The sequence below is a fragment of the Janthinobacterium sp. GW823-FHT03B06 genome, assembly GCF_058796955.1.
The window spans coordinates 1-12,594 of record NZ_JBXAJE010000011.1; the positions used below are offsets into that span (position 1 = coordinate 1).

Below are 12,594 nucleotides of genomic sequence, written 5' to 3' on the forward strand. Positions count from 1 at the left end.
TGCCGAATTACCTGGGCTGGCGCTGGATACTGGACGCCGGGCGCATCCGCTCCCCAGAAACATTATTGAAGGCAACACTGGGAGAGTTCCCACATTTGACGGTGACATAGCCAATCCGTAAGATGCTGCTGTCGCCATCTACTTCCGGAGTTTCCTTGATAAAAACCGCCGCCCGGCTGATCAGCTATGCCCTGCTGGGCAAATCCGGCAAGCAGCCCCTCGATATCGCCAAGGTGCGCAAGGTACTGATTTTGCGCAACGACAAGATCGGCGACATGATCGTCACCTCGGCCCTGCTGCGCGAGCTGAAGAAAAACTATCCGCACTGGCAGATCGACGTGGCCGCCAGCAGCGCCAACCGCGATGTCATCGCCGACAACCCGCATGTGAACGAGATCCTGATCTGGGACAAGCAGCCGCTGCTGCGCGACTTGCGCAGCACCATCGCCGAGCTGCGCCGGCGCCGCTACGACGTCATCTTCAATCCCTACAACCGCTTTTCGATTCCCTTGCTGCTGCGTATCAAATGGCTCGGTGCGCGCTATCTGACGGGCTTTGCCATTCCCAAGTACGGCACCTCGACGGCAAAGCTGGGCATGTTCGACCATACCGTGCCTTGCGACCGCAGCCGCCACATCCTGCACAGCTTTTTCGCCACCTTCGAACAATTTGGCTTGCGCGACATCGATATACGCTATGAACTGTTCGGCGTGGACGCGCACGCGGCACGGGTCGACGCCGCCTGCGACACCTTGCTGCGTACACATGAAGGCTTGTTCTGCCTCAATTTCCAGGGCAGCAATGCGCAGCGCACGGTCAGCGTGGCCGACGCCCAGCGCTGCTGCGCGGCCCTGGCGGCACGCTATCCGCGCCATGCGCTGCTGGTGATCGCCGCGCCGGGCACCGAGGCGCGCGCCGCCGAAATCGTGCGCGGCGCCGGCCATGCCAACGTGATGAGCGCGCCACCCACCGGCCACATCCTGGAGCTGGCGGCCCTGATCCGCCGCTGCGAACTGGTGCTGTCGCCCGACACGTCGGTGATCCACATCGCCTCGGCATACGACAAGAAAATCGTCGGCTACTACATCCGCACCGACAACTACCGCTGGTTCTATCCGGCCAGCCGCCATTACCGCGTCATTCTGGCACCGGGCCTGACGCTGGCCTCGGTCAGCGCCGCCGAGACGCTGGCCGCCGTGGAAGAGCTGATGGAAGGCGCCGGGCAGGCGCAGGAAACGCTTCAGGCCGCCGGCTGAGACGCCAGCAGGCGGTCCATCTGTCCCGCCGGCAACGCGCGCGAAAAAAAGTACCCTTGTGCATAGTCGCACCCGGCGGCGCGCAGCAGGTCGCGCTGCGACGCCGTCTCCACGCCTTCGGCCACGACTTTCAGCCCCAGCCGCTGCGCCAGCGCGATGATCGCCTCGCACAGGCCCTGCCCGTCGCCATCGCGCCCCAGCTCGCCAACCAGGGAACGGCCGATCTTGAGAAAATCGATGTCGGCCTTCTTGATGCACGCAAGCGACACCTGGCCGCTGCCGAAATCATCGAGCGCCAGGGCCAGGCCCATGGCGCGGAACTGGCGCAGCCGGTCGACCACCTGGCGCCCCTCGTCGAGCAGCACCGCTTCCCTCGTCTCGATGACGATGGCGCCCGGCGCCAGCCCCTGGCGCGCCAGATGCCCGCCCCAGTCCTGGTACAGCGCGGCGTCGCAGCGAAATTCCATGGCCGACTTGTTGATGCTGATCTGGAACGGAGCGCCATGCTCGTCCTGCCACTTGCGCGCCTGGCGCACGACCTGGCGAAACACCCACTCGCCGATATCGATGATCAGACCGTTCGCCTCGGCAAAGGCGATGAAATCGGCAGGCACCAGCAAGCCGCGCAGCGGATGTCGCCAGCGCAACAGCGCCTCGGCCCGCTCGATGGCGCCATCGCGCAGGCGGATGATGGGCTGGTAATGCACTTCGAACTGGTCCTGCGCCAGCGCCAGGCGCATCTCGCGCACCGTGCTGCGGCGTAATTCGGCCGCCTGCTGCAAGGCCGGCGTGAAATAGCTGTAGCCGTTGCGCCCCGCACTCTTGGCCGCATACATGGCCTGGTCCGCATGCCGCAGCAAGGTGTCCGGCGCCTCGGCGTCGGCCGGATACAGGGCCACGCCCACGCTGGCCGACACTTGCGCCGTGTCGCCGTCGAGCATGAACGGCAGGGCCAGCGCGGCCGTCAGCTCCTGCAGCACGCGCTCGATGCCGCCCAGCTGCCCCACGCCGGCCAGGATGACGGTGAATTCGTCGCCGCCCAGGCGTGCCACCGTATCGGTGGCGCGCACGCGCTCGCTGATGCGGTGCGCCGCCTGGCGCAGCAGCATGTCGCCCTTCTCGTGACCGAGGCGGTCATTCACCTGCTTGAAATGGTCGAGGTCGATGAACAGCAGGGCCAGGCAAGCGCCTTCGCGTTTGGCATGAGCCGCCTCGTGCTGCAAGCGGTCGAGAAACATGTGGCGGTTCGGCAAGCCTGTCAGCTGGTCGAAATTGGCTTGCCGCCAGATGCGCTCGGACGCCGCGCGCTGCGCCGTGATGTCGCTGACCAGCGCCAGCGCGCCCAGGTAGGTGCCGGCGGAGTCGAAGATGGGATTGGTGGCCAGGGTGGCCCACAGGGTGCTGCCGTCACGCCGCAGGAACTTGAATTCGTGGCGCTCGACGATGCCGTCCTGCCGCCGCGCAATATTGCGCTCCAGGATGGCGCGCCCCTCTTCATCCATGAAGGCGGCCAGCGGCTGGCCCAGCATATCCTCGATCTGGCAATCGAGCATCTGCGCCATCTTCGGATTGACAAAGCTCGTCAGCGCCTGCGCATCGATTTCCCAGATGCCCTCCTCGGCGCTGTGCACGATGCGCCGGAAGCGCTCTTCGCTGCGTTCGAGCGCGGCCAGCTTGCCTTCGGCCTGCTCCAGCACCAGGCGCAGCGCCTGGCCGTTCGGATCGGCGCTGCCCAGCAGGCTGACGGGCAAGCCGGCCTCGCGCGCGCCGGGACGCGGCGGCGGCAGCTGTACCTGCAGCTGGATGCGCTCGGGCTCGCTACTGTTGAGCACGCGCTGCACGAACTGGTCGTAATCGTGGCGGAACGCCTCGTGCACATAGGAGCGGAACAGCGCGTGGCCGGGATGTCCGCGCGCCAGGCCGAACAGTTCGGCCGCCACCAGGTTGACCTGCAGGATCACGCCATCGAGACCGAGCACGAAATAGGCGACGGGCGCCAGCAGGTATAAATCGTTGAAATAAGCTTGTTCGCGTTCGGCCTTCATCCGTTCCGGACTGAAGACGCCATCGTCAAGCAGGGGCGCGACATGGCGCGGCACGCCGTCGCGGCCGAGCGGGGAGGAATCCAGAGCAGGTACCGCTTGCGGTGCTGTATCCATGGCTGTCCTTTGCACGGCCGCCCTGGCAAACAGGTGGGTGCAGTAGCGAGACTAGCACGCGTCACGCGCAGTGTCGAGCCATGCCTGCCGCAGATAACGTTTCCGCAACAAGGCCGATCAGCGGCCCATGCGGTGCCGGCGCAGGCCGAAATCGTGGCCCACCACCAGCAGGGTGCTGGCCACCAGGCTCGATAGCCCCACGATCAGCTGGATCAGCTTATCGTCAGGCAAGATCCACAGCGACGAGTCCGGCGTCTCGCAGCCCGTGGCCGCGCTGATCAGGGGAGCAACCCAGGCCGCGTCCGGCGTCACGTCGAGCACGACGGCGCCGTCGGCGCTCGTCTGCATATAGATATCGCCCCCTTCGGCCAGGGTAAAGCAGATGCCCACGCCCGTTTCCGTGGCGCGGATATTGTCCTGCATGCTGCGGTTATGTTCCTCGATCCACACTTCCACGTCGTATGGCGTTTCCAGGTGCTCCCACGGACGGGGACGGAAACGGGGACGTTCGTCCGCGCTGGCGGGGGAATCCGGGATATCGGGAATGTTGCTGTCTGCTGCGCCTTGCATGCTCGTTGACCTTTTCTGCGGTGATGTACTGCGGTGATGTGCTGCCGTGATGCAGGGGAGCGTTTGCCCACAGCCTCCATTATCCCTCGTTCGCGGCAAGCATGGTAATTCCACGTCACATCCATCAGAAAAACTGATAGCCATCAACTTTTAGCATCAGCATGACTGACTTAAAATACGCGTCATCTCTTCTTTACAGGTTTTACATGCAAGGCATCAAACGCAAAATCGTCTACGTCACCGCCTTTGAAATCATCGGCATGGCCATTTCCACGGCCTGGCTGACCCTGCTTTCAGGCGAGTCGCCCACCAGCACGGGTCCGCTGGCCATCATGATCACCACCATCGCCGTGATCTGGAACCTGCTCTACAACACGGCGTTCGAATACTGGGAAATCCGGCAAGTATCGCGCACGCGCACCGTCTGGCGCCGCATCCTGCATGCGATCGGCTTCCAGATCACGCTTGTCATCTACCTGATCCCGCTGATCGCCTGGTGGCTCGACATCAGCCTGTGGCAAGCGTTCGTGCTGGACTTCGCGCTGATGCTGATCATCCCCTGCTACAGCTTCATCTTCAATTACTTCTTCGACGGCCTGTTCGGCGTGCCCCTGTCGGCGCAACAGCCGAAGGAAGAGCCCAATGATGCTCAGGCCGCTTCGCTGAGCAACTGAAGAAAGGACCGCGCCGCCATGCCCAGCGGCCGGTCCTTCATCCACACGAGGTGGATGGGCACGACCAGGCCATTGCCCGTATTCTTGAACGCCACGCAGCGCACGCGCCCTGCCGCCAGCGATTCCTTGATGGCCGAGGCGGCAAAGTTGCCCCAGCCCAGTCCCGCCTCCACCATCGCCAGCGCCATCGGCAAGCTGTCGGTGCGCCAGTAGGACAGCCCCACCACGGGGCGCGCATCGGCCAGGTCGAGTTCGCGGCTGGCCACGATAATCTGGCGCAAATTCACCAATTCCTCGATATACAGGGGCCGGCCCGCCACGTCGGGTGGATGCTGGGTGGAAATAATCGCCAGCAAGGCATCGCTGCCCACCAGCTGGAACTGTTCCTCGTGATTGATGCGCCCGCCGGCAAAGGCCATGCAGGCGCTGATGCGGCCCCGGTGCAGCATGTCGAGCACATCGTCCTGCGGCGCCGTCAGCACTTCGATGTCGAGCAGCGGATGGCGCTGCGACAGCGCGCGCACGGCGGCGAGAAAAGGCGCATGGTCGAGTTCGGCCGCGATACCGAGCGAAATGCGGCTTTCCAGTCCCTGCGACAATTCCTGCACGTGCAGGTGCAACTGCTTCAGCTGCTCGGCGATCAGGCGCGCGTGGGGCAGCAGCGCCATCGCGGCCGGCGTGGGCACGGCTTCGCGCGCGCCCCGGTCGAACAGGGCGATACCCAGTTCCGCCTCGATGTTGGCCATCGCCATGCTGACGGCCGACGGCGCCCGGCGCAAGGCGCGCGCGGCGGCCGAGAACGAGCCGCCGTCAACGACGGCCAGGAACAGTTCGATGTTATGGCTGGAGAGTTTCATGGAAGAGAGCGCGGCACTTTTGCGTGCGCCAGAGGTCAAAAGCCAGGCCAGGCAAGAAAGGAGCAGCCATGCCGCATCGACTTCCCTACCGCCGCAGCGGTTACGTATCGGACTTTACCCGTTTCATCGACGGCTATCTGCAGGCGCACCCTGAGGTGCGGGCCAGCCAGCGCCTGGGCTGGCGCATTTTCTGGGAGCGCCCCGTGAATTTCGACGAATGGCGGCGCGCCGGCACCGATAGCGTGCCGGAGCCGCCGTATCACTATGACTGATCAAACAAACGCCTGACAAAACCGTAGCGAGCGACAGTGATTTGTGGTCGAGACGCGCAGCCGTACCAAGGTACGGCGAGCATCACAGGCCGCAAAGCGCGCCAAGCGAAGTTTGGTCAGGTGTTTAACCTTTCCAGACGCGCTGCAATCCCGTATCCGCATGGATCCAGCCGCCACGGGGGCCGGAGCGGTAATAGAAGCCCACGCCGCCCTGCTTGAAGCTGCGCACGAGCGAACCGAGCACTTCCGCGTTCAGATTCGCCACGCGGATATCGGCGGCGCGGCCCGAGATGTGCAGCGACTGGCGCGCGGCCGGCACGCCCGCTTCGCGCAGCTTGCCGTTCGACTCGGCCGTGCGGTAGCCCGACAGGATTTCCAGCGGCTGCTCGATGCCATAGCGGGCCACGAACGCTTGCGTGCCCCACAGGGTTTCCAGCAGTTTCGGGTCGATGGGCGCCGTCTTCTTGCCGTTCACGTCGCGCAGCAAGTGGCACAGTTCCTGGTAGGCCGAATCGATGACTTCGCCATCTTTCCAGTACAGCAGTTTCGCCTTTTCATTGCTGGCCGGGCGCACCACTTCCAGAGTGCGGGGCTTGAGCCAGAATTCCAGGTCCAGCGCCTGCGCGTCGAAGATGTCGGGAGGCGGCTCCATCTCCGTGATCGCCTGGCGCGACTGCGAGGTGATCGAGCGGTCGACGCTGGCCAGTTGCGTCGGCTGGGGCGGCACGCCCGTGCGCGGCGCACGCGGCTTGGCGCTGGCCGAAGCCGACGCGGGAGCGGCCGTGCGCGAAGCGCAGCCGATGAGTGGGGTGGCTACCAGGCCCAGCGCGGCCAGGCCCATACCGTGATGTAGAAAATTTCTGCGCGATGCCATAGTCAGTCCAATGTAACGATGGGAATACTATAGCGTATTGTGCTGCGAAGAAAAACCCTCAATGCCTATCGTGCCGCCCTCATTTCAGGATTCGGCATCCTACACGGCGGCCGCACTGGCCGCGACGTCGCGGTTTGCCAGCGCCAGCGCCGTCAGGGGCTTGTCCAATAAATAGCCCTGGGCCACGATGGGCAAGCCCGTGATGGCGGCAACGCGCTGCAGCGCGGCCAGCGCCGCAGGCGTGTCGAGGCGCTTGAAAATGACGCGGATCTTCGCCGCATGGCACACGGTGACGAAGCTGGCGACGGCTTGCTCGTCGCTGAGGTTGCCCGCGTCCAGCTTGAACGCATGCGGGTGCAAGCGCTCCAGCATGCCCGTTGCCTCGTGCACGCTGGCCACGTTGATGGCCAGGCGGAAACCGTTGCGCCGGTAATTGTCGGCCACGTAGTTGAGCAGCCAGCCCTGGTTCGGCGTCACCGCCGGCAATTGCAGCACGATGCGCTCGATGGGCAAGCCCAGCGCGTCGAGGATGCGCTGGAAGGCGTGGCCATGGTTGCTGCTGACGGCGCTCAGCAAGCGGTCATGCACGTTCAGGTACAGGTCCGACTGCTCCGCTTCGCCCTGGCGGAAAAAATTAATGGCGTGCAGCATGCGGCACAGCCGGTCCAGCTCCACGGATTCGTCGTCGCTGGCCGCGTGGTCCAGCAAGCGCCACAGCGACAAGCCCTCGTCCGCCTTCGACACGCTGCGCGCCAGTCCCTCGAACGCCACCAGCTTGCCGCTGTCGAGTTCGCGCAGCGGCTGGAAGGCGCTGGTCATGGTGCAATTGAAGAAGCGCCCCAGCGCCCTGCCTTCGCCGTCGAGCCAGACGCTGGTGCCGGCCTGGGTTTGATGCGACAGACGGGCCAGGTAGTTCTTCAGGACGGGAAATGGCATACGTGCTCCTTCATCGGACTGCGCCGGCGTCCCGCATGGGGACGACGGCGCCAAAGTGTGCAGAGTAAGGCCGTGTCAACCAAAGGAGAACGAATGGTTTCGCCATTTGATATGCGCGCAACAAATATGGACGACACAACGGACGGCGCATATCGATAGTCGGAAACATTCGTTCCAGCGCCCTGCCCCGGCCTTTACTGTGGGCGTGTACCGATACCACCAGGAAGGGCCGCCATGTGCCAGTTACTCGCAATGAACAGCAGCAAGCCGGCCGCGCTGGGATTTTCCTTTGCCGGCTTTGCCGAGCGGGGCGGCCGCACGGACGAGCACCGCGACGGCTGGGGCATTGCCTATCATTCTAGTAGCGGCTGCACCTTGCTGACCGATCACCTGGCGGCCATCGATTCACCGCTGGCCGCCCAGGTGCAGCAACATCCCGTGAAGGCGAGAAACATCGTCGCGCACATCCGCAAGGCCACGCAGGGCCGCATCGCGCCGGAAAACACCCACCCGTTCGCCCGCGAACTGTGGGGCAAGACCTGGTCCTTCGCCCACAATGGCGACCTCAAAACGTGGCGCGCGCCCGCCAATGCGCATTACCAGGCCAGCGGCGACACGGACAGCGAACAGGCGTTCTGCCACCTGCTGGCCCGCTTGCGCGCGCAGTTTCCCGCCGGTGAGCCCGCGCGCGCCGCCCTGCGCGCCGCCATCGCCGAGGTCGCCAAGGACATCGCCGCGCACGGCACCTTCAATTTCATCCTGTCGGACGGCGAACTGCTGTTTGCCCACTGTTCCACGCATCTGCACTATGTGATCCGCGAATACCCGTTTTCCGTGGCGCAGCTGATCGACTGCGAGCGCAGCATCGATTTTCGCCAGCACAACCATCTGGACGACCGCATCGCCGTCATCGCCACGCATCCGCTGACGCAAAACGAGGACTGGCTGGCGTTCGCGCCCGGCGAACTGAAACTGTTTGCGAACGGTACCTTGCTGCCGGCAAACGATGCCGTACCGCACGGCGTGTATATCCAGATCAGTTACTGAACGGAAACTAAAGGGAAAGATTCAAAGGGAGGGAAAGGCCCGCCGCCGGATGGGCGGGCTGAAATGCTGGCGGGCCGTCAGGCCGAATTGCAGTTGCAGAAGCGCTTGCGCTTGGGGTCGCCGCTGGCGATGCCTGCGGGGTCAATCTGTTTCCAGCAAAAAATCGTTTCCACGCCATACGGCGAACGCACATTGCCCGCCTCGATGTAGCCCTGCTTGACGAAAAAGGCCTGGCTGCTGGCCGTGCTGTGCAGTTGCAGGGCCTTGATGCCCCACTCGCGCGCCTGCGCTTCCAGCTGCTCCACCAGCGCCTTGCCGGCGCCGCGGCCTTGCGCCTCGGGCAGCAGATAGCACAGGGCCAGCTTGCCGGCGCGCGTCAGCAGGCCGACGCCGACGACGGCGCCCTGCTCGACTGCGACCAGCGAAAAATTGGTGGGCGACGCAAACCAGCACGCCACCATCTGCGGTGTTTTATTGCCCAGCCAGGCTTCCAGGATGGCCGGATCGTCCCGATGATCGAGGCTGCAGCATTCGACGATGGAGCGTCGTAATACGTTGCACGCCTCGAAAGCGTCGGTCGATGTTGCAATACGAATTTCAAGACTCATGTACGCTCACAAAATATTCCAGTTGCCGATGCAGACGGTTTTACCCCTGTATCGTGCGATTCGACTATACACCAAGCGGCGCAATCGGGTTTTTTGCCGCACGCCACGCGCTGGTTTTGCCTATGGCGCCATGCCTGCAGACTAAGTGCTGATGCGCGCCTTGCCCACGAATGTTTCCAAAAATCGATATCTGTTTTTTAGCGCAAACGGGAATCGTATCTAAGCATATTACGAAAAATTCGTTTCTTTTCCGGCCGGAATTTTAGACTATGTCTGTCTATTCTCACAACAAGAGTTCAACATGACCCATTCCAACGCCGTATCGACTGCCGCAGCGACACTCACCCAACGCTCGCGCCGCTGGTTCCTGGCCAGCGCCCTGGCCGCTTCCGCTGCCGCCATGAGCCTGCCGCTGGCAGCCAGCGCTGCCGAACCCGTGGTCTTGCTGAATGCCTCGTACGACGTGATGCGCGAACTGTTCAAGGATGTGAATCCCGCATTTATTGCTGATTGGAAAGCCAAAACGGGCGAAACCATCACCATCAAGCAATCGCACGGCGGCTCGAGCAAGCAGGCGCGCTCCGTGGCCGACGGCCTGGAAGCGTCCGTCGTGACGATGAACCAGGCCAATGACATCGATATCCTCGTCGACCGCGGCCTCGTGGTGGCCGACTGGGCCAAGAAATTCCCGAACAATGCGGCGCCGTTCTATTCCACCATGGTATATCTGGTGCGCAAAGGCAACCCGAAACACATCAAGGATTGGGACGATCTGGCCAAGCCCGGCATCAAGGTCATCGTGCCGAACCCGAAAACCTCGGGCAACGGCCGCTACACCTACCTGGCAGCCTGGGGCTATGCCGTGAAAAAAGGCGGCAGCGAAGCGCAGGCGCGCGACCTGGTGGCCAAGCTGTTCAAGAACGTGCCCGTGCTCGACGGCGGCGGCCGCGGCGCCACGACCACCTTCACGCAGCGCGAAATCGGCGACGTGCTGGTGACGTTTGAAAATGAAGTACAACTGGTGCGCGCCGAATTCGGCGACAACTTCGAAGTGGTGTATCCAAGCATCTCCATCCTGGCCGAGTCGCCGGTGGCCGTCGTCGACAAGGTCGTCGACCGCCGCGGCATCCGCAAGGAAGCCACGGCCTACCTGCAATACCTGTACTCGGAGCCGGGCCAGGAACTGGTCGCCAAGCACTACCTGCGCCCCCGTTCGGCCGCAGTAGCAAAGAAATACGCGGCCAGCTTCAAGCCGATCACCCTGTTCACCATCGATGAGGTGTTTGGCGGCTGGAAACAGGCACAAAAGAAACACTTTGACGATGGCGGCGAGTTCGACAAGATTTATCAGAAGTAATCTGATCTGCATCAACGAGAAACCGGGACATGTCCCGGTTTTTTCATGTCCGCAGCTGTTTGCGCATATCGATATGCGCATCGATTCGTGGTCAAAAGCGTGCGCGCGCCGTACTCTGGCCATGTCGCGCCGCACGGCGTATTACGGGCATAAAGGAAACAGCATGGCTATCTCGGAAGTGAATGTACGCAACCAGTTTCGCGGCAAGATCAAGGAAATCATCTTTGGCCCCGTGGTATCCGAAGTGGATGTGGAAACACCGCACGGCATCGTCACCTCGGTGATCACCTCGCGCTCGATCAAGGACCTGGACCTGAAAGTGGGCAGCGAAGTCATTGCGCTGGTCAAATCGACTGAAGTGTCGATCGCCAAGATCCAGTAAGCGTTGCCCCCCTTTCACGCCGCGCCCTTGCCGTCCGGCAGCGGCGCGTGCGTCAGGGCTGGATATACGCATGGCCTTGCTGCCACTGCAAGCGGCTCAGCTCGGCCACGCCCGAGGGCACGATGACGGCTTCGGGCAGCACGCGCTGGCGGTCGATATTGCGTCCTTGCAAGGTGTTATTGCAGACGCGAAAGCCCACGCCGCGCTGGGCCAGTTCGCGTACCGGCACCTGCATGCGCCCCGAGGTCGATGCTACGGTACCAGGCCGTATATTTTTTAGCACGATGCGTTCTCTGCAGTCCGCGATGCAAGCATGAACGCATGCCTACGGCGCCCCGCTTGCGGGGCCCAGCGCGGGGCAACGAAGCGCGAAGGAACAGGCATCAACGGCGAAGCGTGCGGCGCCTTCCGGATCAAGACTACCAATATTGCTTAATACATACGAAGTTTCCAAGATGAAATCAATAAGTGCGGAACAATTTTCACTACGGCAAGAATAGTCCCATTTATTTGCCAAATTGCCCGCAAAGCCGCCTGTCGCGGGCTTGTACCGTAGACATCGCTTGATCTTTAATGGTATTGTTTAAGCTTGGCAAATATTGCCTCCGAGATACACGCCGCGTCCCCGCGCGGCCCTGTTCCGGATTTGCGCGCAGCGCCCACGATGGCGCCCCAAAACTGCTTTCCCACATACAATCCCATGCTCAAAAAAATGTTCGCCGCGGTGCTGATGACGCTTTCGACAGCGGCCATCGCCGTGCCCTTCGGTTCCCAGTCGATACTGGTGGTCGAAGACGGCACAGGCAAAGTCTTGCTTGAAAAAAATTCCAACGTGGTGGTGCCGATCGCCTCGCTGACCAAACTCATGACAGCCATGGTCGTGCTCGACTCCAAGGCGAATATGCAGGAAGAGATCAGCATCGACCGCGAAGACGTCGACACCTTGAAACACAGCACTTCGCGCGTGCCCGTGGGCGCCACCCTGAGCCGCCACGACGTGCTGCAACTGGCGCTGATGTCGTCCGACAACCGCGCCGCCGCCTCGCTGGCGCGCACCTTCCCCGGCGGCCCGACGGCGTTTGCCGTGGCCGTCAACGCCAAGATCAAGGCCCTGGGCATGCGCCAGACCGTGATCGAGGAACCGACGGGCTTGTCGCCGAATAACCAGTCGACGGCGGCCGATCTCGTCAAGATGGCCGTGGCCGCCTCGCGCTACCCGGAAATCAGCCGCATCACCACCGATTCGAAGGACGTGATCCAGATCAAGGGCCGCGACGTGGAATACCACAACACGAACCGCCTGGTGGGCGCCAAGGGCTGGGATATCGGTCTGTCGAAGACGGGCTACACGAATGAAGCGGGCCGCTGCCTGATCATGCGCATCAAGTCGGCCGGCAAGTTCGCCACCATGATCCTGCTCAACGCGCGCGCCAATTCCGTGCGCGCCATGGACGCCGTTAACATCCGCCGCATGCTTGCGGCCGAGAACGGCATCGAAGAGCCGAAGGTGATGCGCGCTTCCGTCAGCCGGCACAAGAAGGCGCCGGCCAAGCCATCGAAGCGCCGCCGCGCCCGCTAAGCACGGCTGAATGCCGGGGTCAG

At 63.0% G+C, this 12,594-nt stretch carries 14 protein-coding genes and 1 pseudogene; 8 read left to right on the forward strand and 7 right to left on the reverse strand.

All coding sequences use genetic code 11. The annotated features are described in order from the left end of the window. A pseudogene (locus AC1RBA_RS25710) lies at positions 1-110 on the forward strand (IS1595 family transposase); the annotation flags it as partial. Positions 111-155: 45 nt separating this feature from the next. After that, the gene (locus AC1RBA_RS25715; RefSeq protein WP_492420207.1) at positions 156-1,256 is read left to right on the forward strand and encodes a glycosyltransferase family 9 protein; all 1,101 of its coding nucleotides are present in this window, start codon (positions 156-158) and stop codon (positions 1,254-1,256) included. On the opposite strand, the gene AC1RBA_RS25720 is transcribed toward AC1RBA_RS25715, so the two are convergent. Continuing rightward, on the reverse strand, positions 1,241-3,415 hold the full coding sequence (locus AC1RBA_RS25720) for a putative bifunctional diguanylate cyclase/phosphodiesterase (RefSeq protein ID WP_492420209.1): 2,175 nt from the start codon (positions 3,413-3,415) through the stop codon (positions 1,241-1,243). The genes AC1RBA_RS25715 and AC1RBA_RS25720 overlap by 16 nt on opposite strands. A 117-nt stretch (positions 3,416-3,532) precedes the next feature. Beyond that, complete coding sequence (locus tag AC1RBA_RS25725; RefSeq protein ID WP_492420210.1) at positions 3,533-3,985, reverse strand: hypothetical protein; 453 nt, start codon at positions 3,983-3,985, stop codon at positions 3,533-3,535. 206 nt (positions 3,986-4,191) lie between these two features. Between AC1RBA_RS25725 and AC1RBA_RS25730 the strand changes: the two genes are divergently transcribed. Continuing rightward, a complete protein-coding gene (locus AC1RBA_RS25730) occupies positions 4,192-4,659 on the forward strand; it encodes a PACE efflux transporter (RefSeq protein ID WP_070224839.1) in 468 nt (155 codons plus the stop codon). Here AC1RBA_RS25730 and AC1RBA_RS25735 read toward each other — a convergent pair. Then, entirely contained in the window at positions 4,635-5,516 is an 882-nt protein-coding gene (locus tag AC1RBA_RS25735) for a LysR family transcriptional regulator (protein ID WP_070224838.1), read from the reverse strand. The two genes, AC1RBA_RS25730 and AC1RBA_RS25735, sit on opposite strands and share 25 nt — an antisense overlap. Positions 5,517-5,584: 68 nt before the next feature. Between AC1RBA_RS25735 and AC1RBA_RS25740 the strand changes: the two genes are divergently transcribed. Continuing rightward, positions 5,585-5,788 carry a DUF3460 family protein gene (locus tag AC1RBA_RS25740; RefSeq protein WP_070224837.1) on the forward strand — a complete coding sequence of 68 codons (204 nt, stop codon included), beginning with the start codon at positions 5,585-5,587 and terminating at the stop codon, positions 5,786-5,788. A gap of 124 nt (positions 5,789-5,912) precedes the next feature. On the opposite strand, the gene AC1RBA_RS25745 is transcribed toward AC1RBA_RS25740, so the two are convergent. Beyond that, positions 5,913-6,662 carry a YcbK family protein gene (locus AC1RBA_RS25745; protein ID WP_373633025.1) on the reverse strand — a complete coding sequence of 250 codons (750 nt, stop codon included), beginning with the start codon at positions 6,660-6,662 and terminating at the stop codon, positions 5,913-5,915. A gap of 99 nt (positions 6,663-6,761) precedes the next feature. After that, positions 6,762-7,598: an EAL domain-containing protein gene (locus tag AC1RBA_RS25750; protein ID WP_492420213.1), complete on the reverse strand. Its 837-nt coding sequence runs from the start codon at positions 7,596-7,598 to the stop codon at positions 6,762-6,764. Positions 7,599-7,832: 234 nt separating this feature from the next. Here AC1RBA_RS25750 and AC1RBA_RS25755 point away from each other — a divergent pair, with 234 nt between their 5' ends. Then, positions 7,833-8,645 (forward strand): class II glutamine amidotransferase, encoded by an 813-nt coding sequence (locus tag AC1RBA_RS25755; protein ID WP_492420215.1) that lies wholly within the window; start codon positions 7,833-7,835, stop codon positions 8,643-8,645. A gap of 77 nt (positions 8,646-8,722) precedes the next feature. On the opposite strand, the gene AC1RBA_RS25760 is transcribed toward AC1RBA_RS25755, so the two are convergent. Further along, positions 8,723-9,253 (reverse strand): GNAT family N-acetyltransferase, encoded by a 531-nt coding sequence (locus AC1RBA_RS25760; protein ID WP_070291260.1) that lies wholly within the window; start codon positions 9,251-9,253, stop codon positions 8,723-8,725. A 301-nt stretch (positions 9,254-9,554) separates the two neighbouring features. Between AC1RBA_RS25760 and AC1RBA_RS25765 the strand changes: the two genes are divergently transcribed. Both AC1RBA_RS25765 and AC1RBA_RS25770 read left to right on the forward strand, forming a co-directional pair. Continuing rightward, on the forward strand, positions 9,555-10,610 hold the full coding sequence (locus AC1RBA_RS25765) for a sulfate ABC transporter substrate-binding protein (RefSeq protein WP_492420217.1): 1,056 nt from the start codon (positions 9,555-9,557) through the stop codon (positions 10,608-10,610). 163 nt (positions 10,611-10,773) lie between these two features. Next, positions 10,774-10,992, forward strand: a complete 219-nt coding sequence (locus AC1RBA_RS25770; RefSeq protein ID WP_034757699.1) for a TOBE domain-containing protein — start codon at positions 10,774-10,776, stop codon at positions 10,990-10,992. Positions 10,993-11,044: 52 nt separating this feature from the next. Here AC1RBA_RS25770 and AC1RBA_RS25775 read toward each other — a convergent pair whose 3' ends face one another. Next, complete coding sequence (locus AC1RBA_RS25775) at positions 11,045-11,275, reverse strand: DsrE family protein (protein ID WP_492420219.1); 231 nt, start codon at positions 11,273-11,275, stop codon at positions 11,045-11,047. A gap of 417 nt (positions 11,276-11,692) precedes the next feature. Between AC1RBA_RS25775 and AC1RBA_RS25780 the strand changes: the two genes are divergently transcribed. Continuing rightward, on the forward strand, positions 11,693-12,571 hold the full coding sequence (locus AC1RBA_RS25780) for a serine hydrolase (RefSeq protein ID WP_034778183.1): 879 nt from the start codon (positions 11,693-11,695) through the stop codon (positions 12,569-12,571). The last annotated feature ends 23 nt before the right edge of the window (positions 12,572-12,594 follow it).